This is a genomic window from Thiomonas sp. (assembly GCF_054608695.1).
Genome location: NZ_JBTRXV010000018.1, coordinates 32,509 through 54,161 on the forward strand (window position 1 = coordinate 32,509; position 21,653 = coordinate 54,161).

Genomic DNA, 21,653 nt, shown 5'->3' on the forward strand with positions numbered 1-21,653 from the left:
CCTGATCACATGGAAGCACCGGCCGTTAATTTCACCCTCCTTCTCTTCATCCTCCTGCTGGTCACCGGCGTTTTCTGGATTGCCGAGAAATTTCGCTTTTCCCGCCAGCGCATCGCCGCCGCCAATGCTGCATCCACAGGGCTGCGCGCACGCCGCGACGAGTTGCACAAGCAGGGCATCGCCCCCGACGCCAGCCTGAGCGACGAGCAAATCCTTGTCACTCGCGAACGCCTGTTGCGCCAGCCCTGGTGGCTGGAATGGACGGCCGGGCTGTTCCCTGTCATTGCCTTCGTCTTCCTGCTGCGCTCCTTCGTGGCCGAGCCGTTCAAAATTCCATCCGGGTCGATGGAGCCCACCCTGGTGCCGGGCGACCTGATCCTGGTGAACAAATTCATCTACGGCCTGCGCCTGCCCTTGGTGCACGAGCGCATCACCCCCGGCGAAAGTCCGCAGCGCGGCAATGTCATCGTGTTTCGCCTGCCAAAAGATCCAGCCATCGACTACATCAAGCGCATCGTCGGCACGCCGGGCGATACGGTGTCGTATGAGAACAAGCATCTGGTCATCAATGGCGTGCCGGTCGCCGAGAAGGCCGATGGTGAGTGGTTCGATCCCCGCTCCATGGTGTATTACCAGCAGTACCAGGAGATGCTGGGCAAAACCGAACACCGCATTCTCATCAATCCGCAAGCGCCGACCTATGTCATCGGTGGCCCCGACAACTTCCCTCATCGCGACAACTGCCATTACAACGCCGAAGGCTTTGTCTGCAAGGTTCCACCCGGCATGTATTTCGTCATGGGCGACAACCGCGATAATTCACTGGATTCGCGTTACTGGGGCTTCGTGCCCGAGCGCAATATTGTGGGCAAGGCCTTTTTTGTCTGGATGAATTTTGGCGGGCTGAAGAATATCGGCCCCATTCATTGACCGCTCCGTGGTGTTTGGCAATGTTTTTCCAATAAGGTGGTTGATATGACCCGTGCTTCAAAACAACGTGGCATCACCCTGATTGGCCTGATCTTCTGGGGGGCCATCATTGCCTTCCTGGTGGTGGTCGGCATGCAGGCCGTGCCTGCGGTGCAGGAGTCTTTCGCCGTGCAAAATGCGGTGGACAAGGCTGCCAAGGCTGGGCCGACGGTGGGCGATATCCGCACCTCATTCGACAAGACGGCCTCGGTCGACTACATCAGCATGGTGTCCGGCAAGGATCTCGACATCACCAAAGTGAACGGCCGCGTGGTTGTTTCCTATGCCTACAATAAAGAAATCCACCTGTTCGGCCCGGCTTATCTGCTGCTGAAGTTCGCAGGGCATTCCAACTGATTGCTGCACCCAAGCTGGCACCGGACGAGGTTTTCCGGCAACGCAAGCACAGGCCCCAACGCATGTCGTCCGACGCTGACCTGCAAGCGCGCCTGCACTACGCGTTTCGCGATCCGGCACTGCTGCGTCAGGCACTGACCCACCGCAGCCACGGCGCGCGCAACAATGAGCGGCTCGAGTTCATTGGGGACTCCGTGCTCAATCTGGCCATTGCGTCGTTGCTGTATGGCGATGGCCAGGCCAGCGAGGGCAACCTCTCGTATTGGCGAGCCAGCCTGGTGCGTGAAGAGACCTTGGCCGGTCTGGCGCAAGAGCTCGGCTTAGGCGCCTGTCTGCTGTTGGGCGAAGGCGAGTTGCGCAGCGGCGGCAGCATGCGCCCGTCCATCTTGGCCGATGCGCTGGAGGCCGTGATGGGCGCCGTGTTCCTGGATGGTGGCTTCGCCGCGGCGCAAGACCTGGCCGAGCGACTGTTCCGCGACCGTCTGCGCAACCTCGATACCCAGGCCAGCGCCAAGGACGCGAAGACGCGCCTGCAGGAAATCCTGCAAGGTCGCAAACTGAAGGTGCCGGTCTATGTCGTCACAGCCACCAGCGGCCCGGCCCATCTGCAGCATTTCCAGGTGCAGTGCGAAGTGGCCGAACTCGACTTGCGTACCCAGGGCGACGGCGGCAGCCGGCGCGCAGCCGAGCAACAGGCAGCGGAGCAGATGATCGAGCGGCTGCAGTCAGAGATTCCCTCCGGGCGCAAGCCTCGCCGTCCCGGCGCGCCGCCCAAACCGTGAGTGACACCAGCATGCAACCCGACGCCGTCATCCCGCCGCTGCCCAGGCGCTTCGGTACCGTCGCCATCGTCGGGCGGCCGAACGTGGGCAAGTCCACCCTGCTCAACAGCCTGATCGGGCAAAAACTCAGCATCACTTCCGACAAGGCGCAGACCACGCGCCACCGCCTGCTGGGTCTGCACACCGAGGGTTCGGTGCAGTTCGCCTTCGTCGACACGCCCGGCTTTCAGGTGCGCCACACGCGCGCGCTCAACCGTGCGATGAACCGCACCGTGACAGCGGCGCTGGCCGAGGTGGACGTGGTCTTGTGGGTGATCGAAGCTGGGCAACTCGGCCCCGAGGATGAGCGCGTGGGCGCGTTGATTCCACCCGGCAAGCCCGTCATCCTCGTGGCCAACAAGCTCGATCGCGTGCAATCCCGCGAGAAGCTGCTGCCTTGGCTGCAAGGCCTCGGCGCTCACAAAAATCTGGCCGAGATCGTGCCGCTGTCGGCGCGCAAACTGGCCGATGCGAAGCGCCTCCTGGCCATCATTGCGCCCTATCTTCCCGAAGGTGAATGGGGCTATGACGCCGACGCCATCACCGATCGCAGCGAGCGTTTTCTCGCCGCCGAAATTCTGCGCGAAAAACTGTTCCGCCTGACCGGGGACGAGTTGCCGTACACCAGCGCGGTCCTGATCGAGCGCTTCGAACAGGAGGGTGATCTGCGCCGCATCGCCGCCGCCATCGTGGTCGAGCGCGACAGCCATAAGGCCATGGTCATCGGTGCCGCAGGCGAGCGGCTCAAACGGATTTCCACGGAAGCTCGCATGGAAATGCAGCGCCTGTTCGACGCCCCCGTGTTCCTGGAGGTGTGGGTGAAAACACGCTCAGGCTGGGCCGACGACCAGCGCGCCGTACGCGCTTTCGGCTACGAAGACTAGCCTGGCGCCATGCGTTCAGCCGCTTCGTTCGCGCGTGCCAGAGCCTGACCGGATTCAACGCCAGCGACCTGCTTCATGGACCCGTTGCTTTTGCCGCGCGCCTTGCCCGCCGCACCCCAGGCGGAGCTGAACGCTGCCGCCACTCCAATCGGGACAACACCGCACAAGCGCCGCCCACGCGGGCGCATCGAGCGGGCGCACGACGAGCCCGCCTATGTGCTGCACGCGCACCCGTGGAAGGAAACCAGCCTGATTCTCGACGTGTTCAGCCGCCATCACGGTCGCCTGGCGCTGGTGGCCAAAGGGGCGAAGCGGCCAACTTCGCAACTGCGCACGGTGCTGCTGGGGTTTCAGCCCTTTGCCGCAAGCTGGAGCGGGCGCGGCGAGGTGCGCACGCTCACCCGTGCGGACTGGAGCGGAGGCGTGGCGCCGCTGGCCGGGCTGCCCCTGTTGTGCGGTTTTTACTTCAACGAATTGCTGGTGCGCCTGCTCGCGCGCGAGGACGCGCACGAGACCTTGTTCGACGCCTACCACGCCGCCGTGGTGCAACTGGGTGCAGACCCGCATGGTTTGACGGCGGGTGTCGAGCCCATGCTGCGGCGCTTCGAAATCAGCCTGCTGCGCGAGTTGGGTTATCTGCCGCCGCTCGACCGTGAAAGCCAATCGGACCAGCCGGTGCGCGCGGATGCCTATTACACCGTGGACCCGCAACTCGGGGTGCTGCCCAAGCCCACGGACGGTTCCCATGCCGAGCTTGATTCGGCCCGGCTTGGGGGCGGGCTTTACCTGGGGGCGCAGCTGCTGGCGATGGAGTCGGGCGACTGGGCGCAAGCCGGCGCGGCGCGTGCCGCCAAGACGCTGATGCGCGAACTGCTTCACTATCATCTCGGCACCCAGCCGCTGCGCACGCGGCAGTTGCTGATCGACCTCCACCAGCTATGAATCCCCACGTTTTCGCCGCAGTGTCAGGCCCCTTGCTGGGTGTGAATATCGACCACATCGCAACCTTGCGCAATGCCCGCGGCGGCAGCCATCCAGACCCTGTGCTTGCCGCCCGCGCGGCCGTGGATGGCGGGGCCGACATCATCACCTTCCATCTGCGCGAAGACCGCCGCCATATCCGCGACGCGGACGTGCAGCGCATCAAGGCGGAGATCGGGTTGGCGCTGAACTTCGAGGCCGCGGTGACCGATGAGATGCTGGGCATCATCGAACAAGTCCAGCCCGAGAACGTCTGCCTCGTGCCTGAACGCCGCCAGGAAATCACCACCGAAGGCGGGCTCGATGTCGCTGGCCAGTTTCATCGCGTGCAGGGCGCCTGCGCCCGATTGGCGGCCGCTGGCTGCCAGGTTTCCCTGTTCATCGAAGCCAGCCGCGCGCAAATCGAGGCTTCGGCCCGCGCCGGTGCGCCCTGTGTGGAATTGCACACCGGCGCCTACGCCAATGCCTGCGAGGCGGGCGATGCAGCCCTTGCGCAGCACGAGCTTGAACGCCTGCAACAGGGTATGGCCGCGGCGCGCGCACTTGGCCTGCAAACCCATGCGGGGCATGGGCTCACGCTGTCCAGCACCGGCAGCATTGCCGCCATGCCCGAGGTGAGCGAACTGCACATTGGCCATGCACTGGTGGGCCACGCGCTGTTCGTCGGCATGGAGCAGTCGGTGCGCAATTTCAAGGCGGCCATCGTGCGTGCCAGCTTGGCGCGCGCCGCAGCCGCATCGCGATGAGCAGCATCTACGGCATCGGCACCGACGTCTGCGAGATCGGTCGTATCCGCAGCGCCTGGCAACGCCACGGCCAGCGCTTCGCCGAGCGCATTCTGGGTCAGCAGGAACTCGAAGTCTTCGGCCAGCGACACGCGCGGGCACCGGCGCGCGGTGAGCGTTATCTGGCCACGCGCTTCGCCGCCAAAGAGGCGTTTTCCAAGGCCATCGGCCTGGGCATCCACATGCCCATGACCTGGCGCGCTTGCGAAATTCTGAACGCCACCGGAGGGCGCCCAAGCATGGTTCTGCATGGCGAACTCGCTGCCTGGTGCGCGGCGCGGCAGCTACGTTTTCATGTGTCCGTATCCGACGAAGTGCTCACCGCCGTGGCCTTTGTCATTGCCGAAGTCTCCCTTCCGAATTGAACCCTCCCTCTTTTCAAACAGCATGCACACAGCCCCTTTCATCATCGATATCGCCGGCGCCACGCTCGCTCCCCACGAGCGCAGACGTCTGAAGAACCCGCTGGTCGGTGGCGTCATCCTGTTCACCCGCAACTGGGCTTCGCGCGAGCAACTCGTCGCCCTGGTCGCCAGCATCAAGGCCGTCCGTGCCGACCTGTTGGTGGCGGTCGACCATGAAGGTGGCCGCGTGCAGCGTTTCCGTGAAGGCGGCTTCACGTTGCTGCCGGCGATGGCCGAACTCGGCCGCTTATGGATGCGCGATGCCATGACTGCGGTGCAGGTGGCTGGCGCCTGTGGCCTGGTGCTGGGGGCCGAGTTGCGTGCCTGCGGCGTGGACCTGAGCTTCACGCCCGTGCTCGATCTGGACTGGGGGCGTTCGGGCGTGATCGGCAGCCGCGCATTCCACGCCGATGCGCGCGTCGTCAGCCTGCTGGCGCAAGGCTTGATGGCCGGCCTGCAACGCGCCGGCCTGGCGCATTGCGCCAAGCATTTCCCGGGCCACGGCTGGGCGCAGGCGGATTCGCATGTCGATGCGCCGCGCGACACGCGCAGCCTGCGCAACATCCTGCAGCACGACGCCGCGCCTTATGGCTGGCTGCGCCACGGCCTGCAGGCGGTGATGCCGGCCCATGTGATCTACCCCAAGGTGGATGCCAACCCGGCGGGCTTCAGCCCGCGCTGGTTGCAAGGCATTCTGCGCGGCCAACTCGGTTTCGACGGTGCCATCATCAGCGACGACCTGAGCATGCAGGGTGCGCGCGCCCAGGCGGATGACGACACCTCCGCCGTGGTCCAGGCGCTGAACGCCGGCTGCGACCTTGCCTTGTTGTGCAACCAGAGTCAGGTGGACCAGGGGCGCCCGATCGACGCGGTGCTGCAAGGTTTGCAGCAGGCGCTCGTCAGCGGGCAATGGCAGGCCGATGCAGCCAGCGAGCCGCGACGCGTGGCCCTGCTGGCCTCGCGTCCGCCGCAACCTTGGGATGCGCTGATGCGCAGCCCGGCTTATCTCGCCGCGCTCGACGACCTCGCGCGAATCTGACGGTGCACGGTGTCGCGACTGCCGGGCATGGCGAGGCAGGTGAGCGTCCTCAGGGATAGAAGGCGTACAGGGTGTAGCCGCTGGCTTCGTCCTTGCGCAATTGCAGCTTGAGTTGAATGCGCAGCTCGGCGTCGGCAGCCAGGCCACGTTGCACCCGTTGCTGCAGGGCGGCGGCATCGTTTGCCAGCTTGCCGGTGGCCAGGTATTGCGCAGGCTGAATGACTTTGCGCACCACGATCTGATCCTGCGTTCCCGTCAGTGTGAGTTCCAGCGCAGGGTAGGCGACGGCCTCGCCGCTGCGGTTGCGCAGCGATGCGTCGAGCTGCAGCAGCCCATCACTCCCCGGTGACATGGACGAGGTGTCGATCACCAGGCTCCGTGGCCTGCGCGGTGCCGTCAAGCTGCAGCCGGCCACGGCACAGAGCCGCACCAGCACGGGACGGGTTTGCGGCCAATTCGCGGCCAGCGCGTCGCGCCAGGTCCAAGCCGCTTGCGCGCCACCCATGACGATGAGCAGCATGGCCACCACAGCCAGGCCGGCACGCACGCCAGGCTGCTGCCAACGTTCCTGCGCGCGCGCCTGGCGCAGGAACCCGGGTTCGGTCACGACGCCATCAAGGAGATTGGGCGCGGCGCTCGCCAGCGCATCCGACATGAAGGGCTGGGCAGCCGCGGCTCCATCGGCATGGGGCGTCACGGCATCCAGGGTCGGTTCAGGTTCCCGAGTCTCGGCTCCAATTTCCGTTCCGGCTCCGGTGTCGGGCCCGAATTCGTAGTGCAACGCGGCGCCGAGGTCGAAGCGCGAGTCCGTTTCCCCTGCGCCTGCTGCGGCCTGCGCGTCGGCTTTGTCGGCCAAGGGCTCCAGTTCGAACCTTGCACCGTGGCGTGCCGCCTCGGGTGCTCGATCGGCCTCTGCGAGTAGGGCCTCTTCCTTGGCGGCGCGCAGCAACTCTTCGAATGGCGCGGGCGGCGGGGGTGCGCCGGCTGCTGTGCCATTGTTTCGCAATGCCGCCTCGGCTTCGGCCGAGAAGCTGGCAAGCTCCTCGTCGTCTGAGCCTTCGATCTCGCCCGGATGATCGGGCACGGCGCCAGCTTCGGATGCCGCGTCCAGGGCTGCCGTGCTGCTTGGCGTTTGCGTCCGCTCAATGGCCGGAAAAGCTTCGTGTTCTGCCCAAGCTGCGTCATCTGGGTCCGGCGTTGCGGGCAGCTCCAGCGACTCCTCGGCCGCAGCCTCGATCTGCTGTTGTCCGTCCTCTTCGTCCTGTTCCGTCTGGATGAGGTCTTCAGGTATGGCGGGGGGTTCAGCAACTGTTTCGTGTTCGCTTGCCTGGGGCGCAGCCTGTGGAAGCGGCGTCTGGTCATCCGTGTCAGGCCGCGCGGGATCGGCGGAGACAAAAAAGGCTGGGACGGGAACCGAGTAAGCGAAGGCACCGCTTTGCCAGGGCGATCTGCTGGTTATCTCCATGCCAGGACGCACGGGGATCGCTTGCGCCGGCAAGGCTGCAGTGATGGCGGCGTGGTAGGCCGCGTCGATGGACGGCTGGGCGGCCGCTGCCGGGGACACAACCGTCTCGGCGCTCTCGGCGCTCGGGAGCGCCTCAGCCTCAGCCTCAGCCTCAGCCGGCGTTGGCGTTGGCGTTGGCGTTGGCGAGGGCGAGGGCGAGGGCGCCGTGGGCTGAAGTTCCGCCGCTAGCTCGGGGCCGGGACTTGCGGGTACGGCATGGGGCCGCTCAAAGGCATGCTCGAACGCATGATCGGCCGCGTTGAAGGCCTCGCCGCAACGGCCGCAGCGCACCCAGCCCTGGCGCAGGAGCAACTGGTCGCGCACCAGCTTGAAAGCGGTGCCGCAATGCGGGCAGCGAGTGGCGAGAGACATGGGCGCTCAGTATAAAAACAGCAGCGGGCAGGTATCACGCCTGCCCGCAGGATGCGTTTCGGGCAGGTGCGCCGCCCTCACGCCGGCGCCGCGCTCAACGTGGCGTGTGTGGTGCCCGCCAGGCAGACCCAGCCGTCGCGTTCGGCATGCACTTGCAGGCGTGCGTGCGGCGCGTAGGCGGCGATGAGTACGTCGGCTTGTCGGCTGAGAATGCCCGAAAGCACCAGCCAGCCTCCGGGCCTGGCACGCGCTGCCAGCATCGGGGCGAGCAGGCGCAGCGGCGCGGCCAGAATGTTCGCCAGCACCACGTCGAAGTGCTGCGCGGGGAGTTCGTCGACATGGCAACAATGCGCCAGCGCCACGCCGTTGCTTGCGGCGTTGGCCTGGCTGGCGCTCACGGCAGCAGGGTCGATGTCCACGGCGCTGACCGACTGCGCGTCCAGTCGCGCGGCGGCAATGGCCAGGATGCCGGAGCCGCAGCCGTAGTCCAGCACATCCAACCCCGCGAGTGGTGCTTGTTGCACCAGCCAGCCCAGGCAGAGCTGAGTGGTGGGGTGGGTGCCGGTGCCGAAGGCCAGCCCCGGATCGAGCTGGATGACCAACTGCGCACCGGCTGGCGCGCTGTGCCAGCTCGGCACGATCCACATCCGGTTCTCGATGCACACGGGCTGGAATTGCGACTGGGTCAGGCGCACCCAGTCCTGCTCGTGGATTTCGGCCTGTTGCACACCCTGCAAACCGGCCAACAAACCATCGCCCAGCAGGGCCAGCAAGGCTGAATCGGCATCGGCTTCGGAGTTGAACAGGGCGCGCACGAGGTTGTGCTGCCAGGCCTCGCGGGGCGTGGGCATGTCGGGTTCGCCGAACAGCGCTTGTTCCGTTGCGGTGCCGGCTTCCTGGTCTTCCACCGCGACGCTCAGGGCGCCATGTTCCATGAGCGCGTCGGAAAGGGCCTCGGCCTGGGTGTCGTCGGCGGGGATGGTGACTTCACGGTAGGCCATGGCGGGAGCGGTTGGAGATGAGGGAAACCGTGGGCAACAGCCCGGGGCCGTGACCTTAGCCGTGGCGGGCCGCCATGTACTCTTCCAGATAGTGGATATTGGTGCCGCCTTCCAGGAAGCGTGCGTCCACCAGGAGTTCGCGGTGCAGTGGGATATTGGTGGCAATGCCGTCCACCACCATTTCCGACAAGGCCGTGCGCATGCGCGCCAGGGCTTGTTCGCGCGTGGCGCCATGGACGATGATCTTGGCAATCATCGAGTCGTAGTTCGGCGGCACGAAATAGCCGGCGTAGACATGCGAATCCACCCGCACGCCTGGCCCGCCCGGCATATGCCAGGTGGTGATGCGCCCGGGACTGGGCGTGAACTTCACGGCATCTTCGGCATTGATGCGGCACTCGATGGCGTGGCCATTGACCGCGATGCTGCGCTGGCGCAGCGTGAGCTTTTCGCCAGCCGCGACCAGAATTTGCTGCACCACGATATCCACCCCGGTGGTGAGCTCGGTGACGGGATGCTCCACCTGCACGCGGGTGTTCATCTCGATGAAATAGAACTCGCCGTTTTCGTAGAGAAACTCGAAGGTGCCGGCGCCGCGATAGCTGATTTTCCGGCAGGCATCGGCACAACGCGCGCCGATGCGCTCGATCAGTTTGCGCGCGATGCCCGGCGCCGGAGCCTCTTCCAGCACCTTCTGGTGACGGCGCTGCATCGAGCAGTCGCGCTCGCCCAGCCACAGCGCGTTGCCATGTTCGTCGGCCATCACCTGGATTTCGATATGGCGCGGGTTGGTGAGGAATTTCTCCATGTACACCGCGGCATTGCCGAAGGCGGCTTGCGCCTCCGCCTTGGTCGTGGCCACGGCGTTGAGCAGCGCGGCTTCGGTATGCACCACGCGCATGCCACGGCCGCCGCCGCCGCCCGCCGCCTTGATGATGACGGGATAGCCGACGGCGCGCGCCATGCGCGTGATCTCGCGCGGGTCGTCGGGCAACTCGCCTTCCGATCCGGGTACGCAAGGCACGCCAGCCTTGATCATGGCTTGCTTGGCCGAGACCTTGTCGCCCATCAGGCGAATGGAATCGGATCGCGGGCCGATGAAGGTGAAGCCCGAGCGCTCCACGCGCTCGGCGAAATCCGCGTTCTCGGAGAGGAAACCGTAGCCGGGATGGATGGCTTCGGCGTCGGTCACTTCCGCGGCGGAGATGATGGCCGGCATGTTCAGATAGCTCAGGCTGGAGGGGGGCGGGCCGATGCACACGGCTTCGTCGGCCAATTTGACGTATTTCGCGTCTCGGTCTGCCTCGGAATAGACCATCACGGTCTTGATGCCCAGTTCACGGCAGGCACGCTGAATGCGCAGCGCGATTTCACCGCGATTGGCGATCAGGATTTTTTTGAACATGGTGGCTTCGGCCTCAGCGTGACGCGTTGGCATGCAAGAAAAAAGCCCCGTGGGGGCGAGCTGTACGGCAAGGTTCAGCGGATGCCGACAACACCGACATCACTCAAGCACGAACAAAGGCTGGCCGTACTCGACCGCCTGGCCGTTGTCGGCCAGGATTTCCTTGACCACGCCGTCGATGTCCGACTCGATTTCGTTGAGAATTTTCATCGCCTCGACGATGCATACCGCCTGCCCTTGCTTCACCGTGTCGCCCACTTCGACGAACGGCTTGGCGCCCGGCGCGGAGGAGCGGTAGAAGGTGCCGACCATGGGCGATTTGATCAATTTGCCGCTGGGCGCAGGGGGCGCAGACGCTGCCGCTTCGGCGATGCCGGTGGCAGGTGCCATGGGGACGCCCTGTTGTGCGGACATGGGTGCGGCGGCGATGTACTGCACCGGAGCCTGTTGGGCAAGAGCCGGCGGCGTTTTGACGATGCGAACCTTGCCTTCAGCCTCGGTGATTTCGAGTTCGGAAATGTTCGATTCCGAGACGAGGTCGACAAGGGTCTTGAGTTTGCGCAAATCCATGGTGTCGCTGTGATTTGTGGCGAATTGGGATCGGAATCCTACCAAATTCAGGCTTTTGCCGACAACTTGTCAGCAGCGTAGCGCAGCGCAAGGCTGTAGCCCAGCGCACCGCAACCACTGATCACAGCCTCGGCGAGGCTTGAGAAATAGGACTGGTGGCGAAAGCTTTCACGGCGGTAGACGTTCGACAGATGCACCTCGACGAAAGGTTTGTCGATGGCCGCCAGCGCATCGCGCAGGGCCACGCTGGTATGGGTGTAGGCAGCAGGATTGATGATGACGAAGCAGGTGCCATCGGCGCGTGCAGCATGCAGACGGTCGATCAGGGCTCCTTCATGGTTGCTCTGGAAAACTTGCACATCCAACCCGAGCTCCCGGCCCAACGTGGCCAGGCCCTGGTCGATGTCGGGCAGCGTGGTACGGCCGTAGACCTCGGGCTCACGCGTTCCCAACAGATTCAGGTTCGGGCCGTGCAACACCAGGATGCGTGGGGAATTCATGCTTTTGAGCCAAATTAATGGGATTTACGATGGTTTTCCAGGCAAATGATCTTGCAGCTCAGTGTACGAGGTCTGCCCCAGTTTTTGGTAGGCGATCTTGCCATTCGGCGCAATGACAACCGTGAACGGCAGGCCCCCTTGGCTGTCGCCAAGCTTGGTGCTCAAGTCCGCGCCACCCATGCCGCCGAGCAGGACAGGATAGCTGACGTTGTGTTCTTTCAGGAAGTGGCGGACTGAAGTTGGATTATCGATTGCAATGCCCACCATTTCGACGCCCTTGCCGGCATGATCCTTGTAGAAGCGCGACAACTCGGGCATTTCCGCAATGCAGGGCGGGCACCAGCTTGCCCAGAAATTCACGATCAGGGTCTTGCCTTTGTACTGGCCGAGTTTGACGCTCTGGCCCGTCAGGTTGTCGAGCGAACTGGCGAACAAGGCGTTCGCATCGCCTGGCGCGGCTCTGGTTGCCGCGTCGGCCGTGGGCGTGAGTTGGGTGACCGAGGCGAGCGAACGTTCAGCCGCCTCGCGTGCGGATTGACGCGCGGTCAACCAATAGGCGCCCGCAGTGCCGATACTCGCGATCAGGATGGCCAACGCCCAAGTTTTCGTCTGTTTCAAAGTTGAACTCCTTCTGTGTTTGTTGAGACGGGACCGGCCGCGACGAGTGCGCGCACCGCCTGCAACGTGCCGCGCTCGGCTTGTTTGCTGCTGGACCGGGAGGCGCGCAGGAGGACGCCACGCTCGTCTTTGAGCGGATAGAGGCTTAGGGTGGCGGTCACGGTGGAAGGCTTCGTGGAAACTCCATCAGCGTGCAAAGGCCATTCAAAATCCAGTCGTTCCACGGGTTGTTTGCCGGCGAAGTGGGGCGCCTCGCCCACGTGGTAAGGGATGTTGCGGTTGATGCAGTGGATTTCCACGGCCTTGGCGTCGTCCGAGAACAGCAGCAGATGCAGGGCAGAGTGCGCAGTGGCGGTTCCGTTCCATACGGCGCCAGCCAGATGCGGCCTGAATTCGGCGAATTCCTCCATCAGTCGCAGCGCGGCACGGCGCAGATTCCACAACAGCCTGGGGTGTTCATCGCCATGGAACAGGGCCAGATACAGCTGAACCTGGGCCTGCACATCGTCGTTGTCAGGCTGCGCCTCGGGGTGGGCGCCGGCGCCCAACAGTTGGTGAACGGCCTTGCGCTTGGCGGTGAAGTAATCCAGCCCATCTTCCACGATGAGCCGGGCGGCAGTGGCCGCGAGTTCTTCCCGTAGAGCATTCATGCGGGGCAGTGTATCCGCCTATGTCGGCTGACGCGTCTGCTCGGAATTTGCTGGGGAATCATGGCCTGGAACCAGCCTGGGCGCTTTCTACAATGGCCCGATGCATATCCATATTCTCGGTATTTGTGGCACGTTCATGGGCGGCATCGCCGCGCTGGCGCAGGCTTCCGGTCATCGGGTCACAGGCTGCGACGCCCATGTGTATCCCCCCATGAGCGAGCAGCTCGAACAACTGGGCATCCGGTCGATCGAGGGCTACGGTGCCGATCAATTGGCGCTGCAGCCCGACCTCTGGGTCATCGGCAACGCCGTGTCGCGCGGCAACCCGCTGCTGGAAGCCATTCTCGACGCCGGCCAGCCCTACACCAGCGGCCCGCAATGGTTGGCCGAGCATGTGTTGGCCGGACGCTGGACCCTGGCCGTGGCCGGAACACACGGCAAAACCACGACCACCTCGATGCTGGCCTGGATTTTGGAGCATGCTGGTTTGAAACCGGGCTTTCTCATTGGTGGCGTGCCGGTGGACTTCGGCGAGACCGCGCGCCTTGGCGAGGCCCCGTTTTTCGTGGTCGAGGCCGACGAATACGACACCGCGTTTTTCGACAAGCGCTCCAAATTCGTGCATTACCGTCCACGCACCGCCGTGCTCAACAATCTGGAGTATGACCACGCCGACATCTTTCCTGACCTGACGGCGATCGAAATCCAGTTTCACCACCTGGTGCGTACTGTGCCCGGCAGCGGAAAACTGCTGGTGCAGGCCGGCAGCGCGGCGCTGGATCGGGTGTTGGCGCGGGGTTGCTGGAGCGCGGTGGAACATTTTGACGCCACCGCCCAGCAGGGCTGGAGCGCCGAAGGCGATGAACAGGATTTCCGCGTGTTCTGGCAAGGTCAGCGCCAAGGCGAAGTGCGCTGGCGCCTGATGGGCGCGCACAACCGCGCCAATGCCCTCGCCGCCATTGCCGCTGCGCGCCACGCTGGCGTGCCGGCGGGGCTTGCTTGCGAGGCACTCAGTGTGTTCGGCGGCGTGAAGCGCCGCATGGAATGGCGTGGCGAAGCCGACGGCGTGGCGGTGTACGACGACTTTGCCCATCACCCCACGGCCATCGCCACCACCATCGCCGGTTTGCGCCGCGGCACCCGCGGGCGCGGCCGCATCCTGGCGGTGTTCGAGCCGCGCTCCAACACCATGAAGCTGGGCACCATCAAGAGCCGGTTGCCCGAAGCCCTGCAAGAGGCTGACCTGAGCTTCGGCTACAGCGGGGGATTGGACTGGGATCTGGCGGAGGCCTTGGCCCCGTTGGGACCGCGTGCGCGCGCGCACGCCGATCTCGGTGCGCTGGTGGCCGACGTCACTCGTGAAGCCCAACCCGGCGACCACATTCTGGTGATGAGCAATGGTGGTTTCGGCGGCATTCACGCCAAGCTTTTGCAGGCCTTGCAGGAGCGGTCGACTTCGGGTGCAGCCGTATCGGCGGACTAACCCTGCAGGGCAGGTGGGCGGGATTGCCGCCAAGCCCCTTTTGTTCGACCGGAATCATGGCGTATGGCTGACGGCCCTGATAGGATAAGAATCATTCGCATTCTCTTGGCATGATTCAACTCCGCGGAGCGCTCTCGGCCTCGCGCGCAACCGGCAAACCGTCCAGCCACCATGAACACGCTCGCATCGCTGCACCCCGGTGCACTGGCCATCGTCACCAAGGTGCGTGCCGAAGGCGCACTGATGCACCGCTTGGCCGCACTGGGTTTGCGCGCCGGCAATCAACTGCTGGTGTTGCGCCAGGCCCGTTTTCGCGGGCCCATCCATGTGCGTATTGGCACCACGGAACTCTTCCTGCGCCGTGCCGACGCGCGTCATGTCGAGGTCGCTGCGTCTCACGTGATGCAAACAGCGTCCGCGGGCGCCTCGCGCCCCGTGCCGTCGATCGCGTCGCCCCGGGCATGAAGCGCATCGCCCTGGTGGGCATGCCCAACACGGGCAAGTCCACCCTGTTCAACCGGCTCACCGGTGCTTCGGCGCGGGTCGGCAACTGGCCCGGGTTGACGGTCGAGCTCGCTTCTGCGCGCATACCCCTGGGCCGCCACATGGCGCAGATCGTCGATCTGCCCGGCATCTACGATCTGCAAGGCCTGACCGAAGACGAAAACGCGGTGCAGCGTTTTCTGCAGAGCCAGAGCGTGGATCTCGTCGCCGTCGTCATCAACGCCACGCAGATCGACCGTCAACTCGCCCTGGCCGTGCAGGTCCGTGACAGCGGCTTTCCCTGCATCGTGCTGTTGAACATGGCCGACGAGGCCGAGCGTTATGGCGTAGGCATCGACCCCGTCAAGCTGCAAGCTGCGCTGGGTGTGCCGGTGGCCAGCCTCAGCGCCAAATACGGTCGCGGTTATCCCCAGGCGCTGCAACTGCTGGGGCAGGCCCTGGAGACCTCCACCCCCCTTGCGCTCGAGCAAGCCCGTGCCAGACTCGAGCAGCGGCGGGACGGGCAAGAAGGTGCCCGGGCGGCGCTATCGGCGGCCGTGCAACTGCCAACCCGCCTGCCCGACACCTGGGCCCAGCGCATCGACCACTGGGTGATGCATCCGTGGATCGGCCCGCCGCTATTCCTGGCCTTCATGGCGCTGGTGTTCAACGCCGTGTTCACGCTCGGCGCACCGCTGCAGGAGGGTCTGGGCTGGGTGTTCGACCAGCTGCGCGTGCAGGTTCTGGCGCCGACCCTGGCCGCAGCACCGGCCTGGTTCAGCGGCCTGCTGCTCGACGGCATCTACAACGGCTTGAGCACGGTGGCGGCCTTCGTGCCGGTCATCATGCTGTTCTTCGTGTTCATGACCCTGATCGAGGAGAGCGGCTATTTCTCGCGCGCCGCCTTCCTCACCGACAGCTTGATGTCGCGCATGGGGCTGGACGGGCGCGGCTTCGTCATGCTGCTCATGGGCTTCGGCTGCAATGTGCCGGCGCTCATGGGCACGCGGGTGATGCGCTCGCGCGGCCTGCGCCTGCTCACCATGCTCATCATTCCGTTCTCACTGTGCTCGGCGCGGCTGCAGGTGTTCCTGTTCATCATTGCCGCGCTGTTCTCGCCGCGCGTGGCGCCCTGGGTGCTGCTGAGCCTTTACGGCGTGAGCTTCGCCGCTACGTTCGCCTCGGCCCTGTTGTTCAAGCAGCGCTACCCCAGCAATGAACCCTTCGTGCTGGAGCTGCCGCCGTACCGTCTGCCCACGATGCGACAAATTCTGTTGCGTGCCTGGGGCGAAATTCACCACTTCCTGCACCGCGCCACCAAGTTCATCGTCATCGGCGTGGTGCTGGTGTGGATGCTGACCAACCTGCCGCCGGGTCAGCCCACCGCCGGACCCCACACCCTGGCCGGCTGGGTGGGGCATGCGCTGCATCCGGCCTTCGCGCCGCTGGGCATTCCGCCGGAACTGATCATCGCCCTCATCTTCGGCTTCGTCGCCAAGGAAATCGTCATCGGCTCGCTGGCCGTGATCTACGGCCTGCAGGGCGACGCCCTGCAGCACGCCATTGCCGCGCAAATCACCCCCGCCGCGGCCTACAGTTTCATGCTGTTCACGCTGATCTACACGCCTTGCCTGTCCACGGTGGCCACATTGCGCAGCGAGTCGAAAAGCAATGCCTACACCTGGCTCAGTCTGGGCTGGTCGCTGGGCCTGGCCTGGATGGTGTCGCTGGTGTTCTATCAAGGCACGCGCCTGCTCGGCTGGGCGTGAACCATTTGGCCGCCGGGAGCGCCCGAGGCGCTTGCCTACAATGCCCGCATGTCCGGAAACACGCTCGGTTTGCTCTTCGCCGTCACCACCTTTGGCGAGTCCCATGGCCCCGCGATTGGCTGCGTCGTCGACGGCTGCCCGCCCGGCATGGCGCTGTCGGAGGCCGACATCCAGCCCGACCTCGACCGTCGTCGTCCCGGCACTTCGCGCCACGTCACGCAGCGGCAGGAGGCCGACCAGGTCGAAATCCTCTCCGGCGTGTTCGAGGGCCAGACCACCGGCACGCCCATCGCCCTGCTCATCCGCAACACCGACCAGCGCAGCAAGGACTACGGCAACATTCTCGATACCTTCCGTCCTGGCCATGCGGACTACACCTACTGGCGCAAATACGGCCTGCGCGACCCACGTGGCGGTGGGCGCTCGTCGGCGCGGCTCACCGCGCCCATCGTCGCTGCCGGGGCCATCGCGAAAAAATGGCTGCAGGCGCATCATGGCATTCAGGTGCGTGGCTGCATGCAGCAAGTGGGCACGGTGAGCATTCCCTTCGTCAACTGGGACGATGTGCCCGGCAATGCGTTCTACGCCCCCAACGCCGTCATCGTGCCCGAGCTCGAGGCCTATATGGACAAGCTGCGCAAGGCCGGCGACTCCTGCGGCGCGCGGCTTTACGTGGAGGCGCTGAACGTGCCGGCAGGCTGGGGCGAGCCGCTCTACGACAAGCTCGACGCCGACATCGCCCATGCCATGATGGGCTTGAACGCGGTGAAGGGCGTGGAAATCGGCGCCGGCTTTGCCAGTGTCGCGCAAAGAGGCGGCGAGCATGGCGACGAACTCACGCCGCAAGGCTTCGTCGGCAACAACGCCGGCGGCGTGCTGGGTGGCATCAGCAGCGGCCAGCCGGTGATGGTGTCGATCGCCATCAAACCCACCTCCAGCATTCGTTTGCCGCGTCGCTCCATCGACCGCGCGGGCCAGCCTACCGTGGTGGAAACCTTCGGCCGCCACGACCCTTGCGTGGGCATACGCGCCACGCCCATCGCCGAAGCACTACTGGCCATCGTGCTGATGGATCATGCACTGCGGCATCGTGCGCAATGCGGGGACGTGCGCATCGACGTGCCGCCGATTCCGGGGCAAGTGGGGGTTTGATCGTGCGGCTCCCCTGGAGCCTGGGTGCTTGGCTCGAGCATGGTCTCGCCGGCGGGAATCGAACCCACATCTGGCCCTTAGGAGGGGCCCGTTCTATCCATTGAACTACGGCGAGCGGTGGGGGCAGTGTAGCCTTGCTTCCCTATCTACAGACTCACGAGTCTCCCATTCAGTTTAACCCCTTATCATGGCAGCACTGCGACACGAGTGCGACAGAGGTGTGACATGGGGACGATTACGAATCGGCAAGGGCGATGGCGTGCCGAAGTGCGGCGCAAGGGCTACCGAGCCCAGTGTAAGACGTTCGCGACGAAGGCAGAGGCACAGATCTGGATACGAAAAACTGAGGTTGCGATGGATGCTGGAGCAGCATCGCCTGTCGAGCACGACAAGATGACCATCGGTGACGTGATCGCAACATATAAGAAGCTGCGCGCGAATGGTCGCCCGATCTCAGACTCAACAAATGAGCATTACATGCTCAAGGCCCTCGAACGTGGCTTGGGAGATGTATTGATCGGCCAGGCAACTCCCGAGCGCATCGTGGCCTACGCGCAAATGCGGAAGGAAGAGGGCGCAGGACCGTACACCATCAATATGGACATATCAAAACTCGGGACAGTCTTGCGTTTCGGCGGAACTGCACTGAAGATTGCCCCCCTGGATATTGTTGGCGCCGCCCGCCCACTCCTGCTTTATTTGCGGCTGATTGGCGGCGGGGGGAAGCGGGAGCGCAGGCCTACAGATGACGAACTTGAGCGTCTCCTCGCCTATTTCGAGACTCAGCACGGAGAGGGTTATGCCGACGCCGTTAAATTTGCTGCTATCACGGCAATGCGACGCGGTGAAGTCTGCGATCTCAAACTTAGCGACCTAGAACCATCAACCAAGATCGCCCGTGTTATGCGCAAGCACCCACGTCTTGGAAAGACTTTGGAGAGAGTGCCTTTGATTCGTGGCGCATGGGAGCTTGCTACCAGCCAACCGTTGAGCGAGGACGGGCGCATTTTTCCGATCCATCCGCAGACCTTGAGCAAGTATTTCACTTCGGCGTGCAAGGCACTTTCAATTCCAGATTTGCATTTCCACGATCTTCGGCATGAGGGCACATCCAGCTTGTTCGAAGATGGCTACTCAATTGCACAGGTGGCCTTGGTCACCGGGCATAAGGATTGGCGCAATCTCAAGAGATATACGAACCTGCGTCCTGAAGATCTGACAATCAAGGACATAGTCAAACGGCAGCCTGGTGACACTGATCCAGATGGGCGGCAACGTCGCGATAGTCTGCAAAGCGGCGGCCACCATCAAGATAGGTCTTGACCGCGCACGTTCCTGCACTGAGCTGGTTGTATAGCGATCCTTTCGATAGGCCGAGCAATTCCGACAAAGCGTCCATGTCGAGGCGCAGGCCATACTTTTCGGCCACAAAGGCTTGGGTGATGAGGCTCATGAGATGGGAGTGGATGTGAGTATTGAGTAGTCGTGTGACTGAACGAATTCGTTTCAGTCTTCTGATCACCATTTCACGCCCTCCGAGCGCCGACGCAAGCGCGAAAACAACCTCAAATGCATGAATTTTTGAGTTTTCGGCGCATCGGGGACGTGCGGTTTGCGGTTGTCGTGAAGCGACGAAACCACCAGGCCCGGGAACAGATTCTCGAAGCAGATGGTCGGGATCACTCCTGCGCCGCGGTCGTCAAAATTGGCTTGCGTCGTAGAGCCTGGTCGTAGCGAAGATGCCCCTGTCATGCCGACCCATGACCCGAGCCACTGCGCGAGCATGCCCCGAGGCGTGTATTCACCGAATGGGATCAGGTGGCGCTTGTCGTAACGATAGGGAGCCGGCGAGCCGAAAGCGATGACACTATTGGTCCAGACGGCGCTGCGTCCCGGCAACGGCATTTTGGCTCCGAGCAGGGCAACGTTCCCATGTGCGGCGAGGCGAAGACGCAGGGCGCGCAAAAGTTGGCGGGGTGCCCTGTTCATGGGCATGGGAATGGCCGTCTCCGACCCGACAATCAGCGTGTCCTTGAACGCCCCAGCCCATGCGGTGTAGCGCTGGATGGCATCCGTCTGGCCAACATTTGAATACTTGGCTGACATGCCAATGCCGTCCTGGATGGCGGCAACGCGGATCGGTTCTCCGGCTGGATGGGTCCAGCGCACGGATCCAGCCAGTTCGCCGCCAGCCAAGTCAACCATCAGAACCAGCGCAAGGATGGCCGCCACGCGCCAACTTCTTGCAAAGACCAGCGCGCCCAATAACGCCGAAGCAAAAGCTGCCGCGAACTCGACGCCATACAGCCCGACGATCGGGGCATAGCCGAAGAACGCGGTGCCAACCATCTCGTACCCCAGGGACAACAGGGGCAGGCCCGTCATCGTGGTCCCGCGGGCGATCTCAGGAATCGCCCATGTGCAGGCAAAAGCAAATGCGAAGGACAGGGTAGCGAACCATGCAGCACCAGGCCTTGCGCGTCGGATCGGTCGCGAGAAAACCCAGAACAACACCCCGGTGAGCGCGTGGAAACTCGCCAGATAGATGAGCAACAGATACTCAGGCGCCACGGACAACTGCGGCCATTCGCGGGCGATGCTGGTTGGGAACCACCACAACCCGGCAAAAAACTCGCCCAACCCAAAGCACAGGCCGATGAGCAACGCCCATCCCAGGCCTGAGAGTCGCCGCTCATTCGGCGCTGATGCTACGAGCAACAGGAAAAACCCGCCGACGGCCAGACACGCCAGATAGCCAAGATCGTCGTGGCCAAAGGACAGGCCGAGGGCTGCGCCCAACGCGCCAGCAGAGGTCATTTGCGCCAGACCGATGCCAAGCGCGTAGGAAGGGCCAGTATCGCATTCAGATTTGGAGCGCAGAAAATTGTGACCTTTGCGCAAAACCGTGACCTTTCGCGGGGCTGTTTCCTGTGGAATCAAACACTTACGAGATGGCGAGGTGTTCCGTCGCGGAATTTTGTGCCTCTCGCCAGTGGCGAGGCATCGAGCTTGATCGTGCTGTTTGCCCAATCACCAAGCCTGCAACGCCAGGCTGGGGAGTTTCATTTTGGGCGAATAGCAGGGCTGAACAAAATCGAAACATCGTCCGTTCGCGGATGTTTTCAATCTGATACGCGCCAATATTGCGCGATGATCGACCGGACGATTTTCGTAATCCGCCTCAAGGCGAAAGGCCCATCACCATGCCCCATCAAGAATTGGTGCCCGGCGATGTGCCGGCATCCCATGCATTACCCATCACCAAGCCCACTCCGGGCCCTACCGCCAAGGAAGATGCGCTCAAGCGCGAAATCGAAGCGGGTTTCCGTGTTATCGAGCAATTCGGGTATAAGGACAGCCGCGTCATCAGCATCGACCTGGCCCTTGTCAGGTCGGCGGATATTTGCGTCATCCGCAACGGCGGGCATCCAGAAGATCAGCGTCAAGGCTGGGATCTGATGGAAATCGAGGCTCGGGATCCGGCGGATCTGGATTTCGCGATCGAGCGCGCCCAGGCCAAGTTCTGGAAACTGCGCGCAAGCGCAGAAGGCCGCGCGCTGCTTTACAAACCGTCCCATGCAAAGGGGGCGTGGAACGAGGCAAGCGAAGCGAAGTTTGATGCGCTGATCGAGGCTTTCTGAGTCTCGGGGAGTGGCTGCAAAGCCTTGCCCAATGTCGCCAACCCGGCCACATTGGGCTCGTGAAATAGCCGCATGATTGCCCCGTTCATGCGGGGTGATCTGGAATAACAAACGCCCCGCACCAGCAATGGTTCGGGGCGTTTTTTCGTGTGCGCCCGGCACGGGCGCACTCCTGCGGGTGCAAGTCCCGCCACAAGCTGGTCATGGCGAGTGAAGCGAAGCGCAACTGCGTGAGGGCGACCGAGCGTGGGGAGGAAGCGTGGAA

22 protein-coding genes and 1 tRNA gene are annotated in these 21,653 nt (G+C 63.8%); 14 read left to right on the top strand and 9 right to left on the bottom strand.

What is annotated here, in order from left to right; genetic code table 11:
- Window positions 1-9: 9 nt before the first annotated feature.
- The 8 genes from lepB to nagZ all read left to right on the top strand — a co-directional run bounded on the left by lepB (window position 10) and on the right by nagZ (window position 6,240).
- Window positions 10-930 carry a signal peptidase I gene (lepB, locus tag ACYCUK_RS08820; protein WP_461594417.1) on the top strand — a complete coding sequence of 307 codons (921 nt, stop codon included), beginning with the start codon at window positions 10-12 and terminating at the stop codon, window positions 928-930.
- Between the two features lie 45 nt (window positions 931-975).
- Window positions 976-1,326, top strand: coding sequence for a DUF4845 domain-containing protein (locus ACYCUK_RS08825; protein WP_112485674.1), 351 nt, complete (start codon window positions 976-978; stop codon window positions 1,324-1,326).
- 62 nt (window positions 1,327-1,388) lie between these two features.
- On the top strand, window positions 1,389-2,108 hold the full coding sequence (rnc, locus tag ACYCUK_RS08830; protein WP_461594418.1) for a ribonuclease III: 720 nt from the start codon (window positions 1,389-1,391) through the stop codon (window positions 2,106-2,108).
- Window positions 2,109-2,119: 11 nt separating this feature from the next.
- The gene (gene era, locus ACYCUK_RS08835; protein WP_461594437.1) at window positions 2,120-3,031 is read left to right on the top strand and encodes a GTPase Era; all 912 of its coding nucleotides are present in this window, start codon (window positions 2,120-2,122) and stop codon (window positions 3,029-3,031) included.
- 75 nt (window positions 3,032-3,106) lie between these two features.
- Window positions 3,107-3,973: a DNA repair protein RecO gene (recO, locus tag ACYCUK_RS08840; protein ID WP_461594419.1), complete on the top strand. Its 867-nt coding sequence runs from the start codon at window positions 3,107-3,109 to the stop codon at window positions 3,971-3,973.
- Window positions 3,970-4,758 (top strand): pyridoxine 5'-phosphate synthase, encoded by a 789-nt coding sequence (locus ACYCUK_RS08845; protein ID WP_461594420.1) that lies wholly within the window; start codon window positions 3,970-3,972, stop codon window positions 4,756-4,758. Before recO ends, ACYCUK_RS08845 begins: the two co-directional genes overlap by 4 nt.
- Entirely contained in the window at window positions 4,755-5,162 is a 408-nt protein-coding gene (gene acpS, locus ACYCUK_RS08850; RefSeq protein ID WP_461594421.1) for a holo-ACP synthase, read from the top strand. Before ACYCUK_RS08845 ends, acpS begins: the two co-directional genes overlap by 4 nt.
- Window positions 5,163-5,184: 22 nt before the next feature.
- A complete protein-coding gene (nagZ, locus tag ACYCUK_RS08855) occupies window positions 5,185-6,240 on the top strand; it encodes a beta-N-acetylhexosaminidase (protein ID WP_461594422.1) in 1,056 nt (351 codons plus the stop codon).
- Between the two features lie 49 nt (window positions 6,241-6,289).
- Here the strand turns inward: nagZ and ACYCUK_RS08860 are convergent, their stop codons facing one another.
- The 7 genes from ACYCUK_RS08860 to ACYCUK_RS08890 all read right to left on the bottom strand — a co-directional run bounded on the left by ACYCUK_RS08860 (window position 6,290) and on the right by ACYCUK_RS08890 (window position 12,860).
- Complete coding sequence (locus ACYCUK_RS08860) at window positions 6,290-8,116, bottom strand: DUF3426 domain-containing protein (RefSeq protein WP_461594423.1); 1,827 nt, start codon at window positions 8,114-8,116, stop codon at window positions 6,290-6,292.
- A gap of 77 nt (window positions 8,117-8,193) precedes the next feature.
- On the bottom strand, window positions 8,194-9,117 hold the full coding sequence (prmA, locus tag ACYCUK_RS08865; protein ID WP_461594424.1) for a 50S ribosomal protein L11 methyltransferase: 924 nt from the start codon (window positions 9,115-9,117) through the stop codon (window positions 8,194-8,196).
- A gap of 55 nt (window positions 9,118-9,172) precedes the next feature.
- Window positions 9,173-10,522: an acetyl-CoA carboxylase biotin carboxylase subunit gene (gene accC / locus ACYCUK_RS08870; protein WP_461594425.1), complete on the bottom strand. Its 1,350-nt coding sequence runs from the start codon at window positions 10,520-10,522 to the stop codon at window positions 9,173-9,175.
- Between the two features lie 99 nt (window positions 10,523-10,621).
- Window positions 10,622-11,092: an acetyl-CoA carboxylase biotin carboxyl carrier protein gene (gene accB / locus ACYCUK_RS08875; protein WP_461594426.1), complete on the bottom strand. Its 471-nt coding sequence runs from the start codon at window positions 11,090-11,092 to the stop codon at window positions 10,622-10,624.
- 47 nt (window positions 11,093-11,139) lie between these two features.
- Complete coding sequence (gene aroQ, locus ACYCUK_RS08880) at window positions 11,140-11,592, bottom strand: type II 3-dehydroquinate dehydratase (protein ID WP_461594427.1); 453 nt, start codon at window positions 11,590-11,592, stop codon at window positions 11,140-11,142.
- 24 nt (window positions 11,593-11,616) lie between these two features.
- Window positions 11,617-12,210 (bottom strand): TlpA family protein disulfide reductase, encoded by a 594-nt coding sequence (locus tag ACYCUK_RS08885; RefSeq protein WP_461594428.1) that lies wholly within the window; start codon window positions 12,208-12,210, stop codon window positions 11,617-11,619.
- Window positions 12,207-12,860 carry a hypothetical protein gene (locus tag ACYCUK_RS08890; protein ID WP_461594429.1) on the bottom strand — a complete coding sequence of 218 codons (654 nt, stop codon included), beginning with the start codon at window positions 12,858-12,860 and terminating at the stop codon, window positions 12,207-12,209. The genes ACYCUK_RS08885 and ACYCUK_RS08890 overlap by 4 nt, the downstream gene beginning before the upstream one ends.
- A 100-nt stretch (window positions 12,861-12,960) precedes the next feature.
- Here ACYCUK_RS08890 and mpl point away from each other — a divergent pair, with 100 nt between their 5' ends.
- From mpl to aroC, 4 genes are all read left to right on the top strand, one after another.
- Entirely contained in the window at window positions 12,961-14,343 is a 1,383-nt protein-coding gene (mpl, locus tag ACYCUK_RS08895) for a UDP-N-acetylmuramate:L-alanyl-gamma-D-glutamyl-meso-diaminopimelate ligase (protein WP_461594430.1), read from the top strand.
- A 171-nt stretch (window positions 14,344-14,514) separates the two neighbouring features.
- Window positions 14,515-14,808 carry a FeoA family protein gene (locus ACYCUK_RS08900; protein ID WP_461594431.1) on the top strand — a complete coding sequence of 98 codons (294 nt, stop codon included), beginning with the start codon at window positions 14,515-14,517 and terminating at the stop codon, window positions 14,806-14,808.
- Window positions 14,805-16,595 carry a ferrous iron transport protein B gene (gene feoB, locus ACYCUK_RS08905; protein ID WP_461594432.1) on the top strand — a complete coding sequence of 597 codons (1,791 nt, stop codon included), beginning with the start codon at window positions 14,805-14,807 and terminating at the stop codon, window positions 16,593-16,595. Before ACYCUK_RS08900 ends, feoB begins: the two co-directional genes overlap by 4 nt.
- 48 nt (window positions 16,596-16,643) lie before the next feature.
- Window positions 16,644-17,747, top strand: coding sequence for a chorismate synthase (gene aroC, locus ACYCUK_RS08910; RefSeq protein WP_461594433.1), 1,104 nt, complete (start codon window positions 16,644-16,646; stop codon window positions 17,745-17,747).
- Between the two features lie 40 nt (window positions 17,748-17,787).
- Here aroC and ACYCUK_RS08915 read toward each other — a convergent pair.
- Window positions 17,788-17,862: transfer RNA gene (locus ACYCUK_RS08915), tRNA-Arg, on the bottom strand.
- Window positions 17,863-17,972: 110 nt separating this feature from the next.
- Here ACYCUK_RS08915 and ACYCUK_RS08920 point away from each other — a divergent pair.
- A complete protein-coding gene (locus ACYCUK_RS08920; protein WP_461594434.1) occupies window positions 17,973-19,070 on the top strand; it encodes a site-specific integrase in 1,098 nt (365 codons plus the stop codon).
- Window positions 19,071-19,265: 195 nt separating this feature from the next.
- Here the strand turns inward: ACYCUK_RS08920 and lnt are convergent, their stop codons facing one another.
- The gene (gene lnt, locus ACYCUK_RS08925; protein ID WP_461594435.1) at window positions 19,266-20,648 is read right to left on the bottom strand and encodes an apolipoprotein N-acyltransferase; all 1,383 of its coding nucleotides are present in this window, start codon (window positions 20,646-20,648) and stop codon (window positions 19,266-19,268) included.
- 302 nt (window positions 20,649-20,950) lie between these two features.
- Here lnt and ACYCUK_RS08930 point away from each other — a divergent pair, with 302 nt between their 5' ends.
- Window positions 20,951-21,388, top strand: coding sequence for a hypothetical protein (locus tag ACYCUK_RS08930; protein WP_461594436.1), 438 nt, complete (start codon window positions 20,951-20,953; stop codon window positions 21,386-21,388).
- Window positions 21,389-21,653: the final 265 nt, after the last annotated feature.

Coding starts and splice junctions, on each gene's coding strand:
- ACYCUK_RS08900 (WP_461594431.1), top strand. CDS start 14,515: ATGAACACGCTCGCATCGCTGCACCCCGGTGCACTGGCCATCGTCACC.
- ACYCUK_RS08890 (WP_461594429.1), bottom strand. CDS start 12,860: ATGAATGCTCTACGGGAAGAACTCGCGGCCACTGCCGCCCGGCTCATC.
- era (WP_461594437.1), top strand. CDS start 2,120: ATGCAACCCGACGCCGTCATCCCGCCGCTGCCCAGGCGCTTCGGTACC.
- mpl (WP_461594430.1), top strand. CDS start 12,961: ATGCATATCCATATTCTCGGTATTTGTGGCACGTTCATGGGCGGCATC.
- nagZ (WP_461594422.1), top strand. CDS start 5,185: ATGCACACAGCCCCTTTCATCATCGATATCGCCGGCGCCACGCTCGCT.
- lepB (WP_461594417.1), top strand. CDS start 10: ATGGAAGCACCGGCCGTTAATTTCACCCTCCTTCTCTTCATCCTCCTG.
- ACYCUK_RS08845 (WP_461594420.1), top strand. CDS start 3,970: ATGAATCCCCACGTTTTCGCCGCAGTGTCAGGCCCCTTGCTGGGTGTG.
- ACYCUK_RS08825 (WP_112485674.1), top strand. CDS start 976: ATGACCCGTGCTTCAAAACAACGTGGCATCACCCTGATTGGCCTGATC.
- recO (WP_461594419.1), top strand. CDS start 3,107: ATGGACCCGTTGCTTTTGCCGCGCGCCTTGCCCGCCGCACCCCAGGCG.
- aroC (WP_461594433.1), top strand. CDS start 16,644: ATGTCCGGAAACACGCTCGGTTTGCTCTTCGCCGTCACCACCTTTGGC.
- ACYCUK_RS08920 (WP_461594434.1), top strand. CDS start 17,973: ATGGGGACGATTACGAATCGGCAAGGGCGATGGCGTGCCGAAGTGCGG.
- prmA (WP_461594424.1), bottom strand. CDS start 9,117: ATGGCCTACCGTGAAGTCACCATCCCCGCCGACGACACCCAGGCCGAG.
- accB (WP_461594426.1), bottom strand. CDS start 11,092: ATGGATTTGCGCAAACTCAAGACCCTTGTCGACCTCGTCTCGGAATCG.
- accC (WP_461594425.1), bottom strand. CDS start 10,522: ATGTTCAAAAAAATCCTGATCGCCAATCGCGGTGAAATCGCGCTGCGC.
- ACYCUK_RS08860 (WP_461594423.1), bottom strand. CDS start 8,116: ATGTCTCTCGCCACTCGCTGCCCGCATTGCGGCACCGCTTTCAAGCTG.
- ACYCUK_RS08930 (WP_461594436.1), top strand. CDS start 20,951: ATGCCCCATCAAGAATTGGTGCCCGGCGATGTGCCGGCATCCCATGCA.
- acpS (WP_461594421.1), top strand. CDS start 4,755: ATGAGCAGCATCTACGGCATCGGCACCGACGTCTGCGAGATCGGTCGT.
- feoB (WP_461594432.1), top strand. CDS start 14,805: ATGAAGCGCATCGCCCTGGTGGGCATGCCCAACACGGGCAAGTCCACC.
- rnc (WP_461594418.1), top strand. CDS start 1,389: ATGTCGTCCGACGCTGACCTGCAAGCGCGCCTGCACTACGCGTTTCGC.
- aroQ (WP_461594427.1), bottom strand. CDS start 11,592: ATGAATTCCCCACGCATCCTGGTGTTGCACGGCCCGAACCTGAATCTG.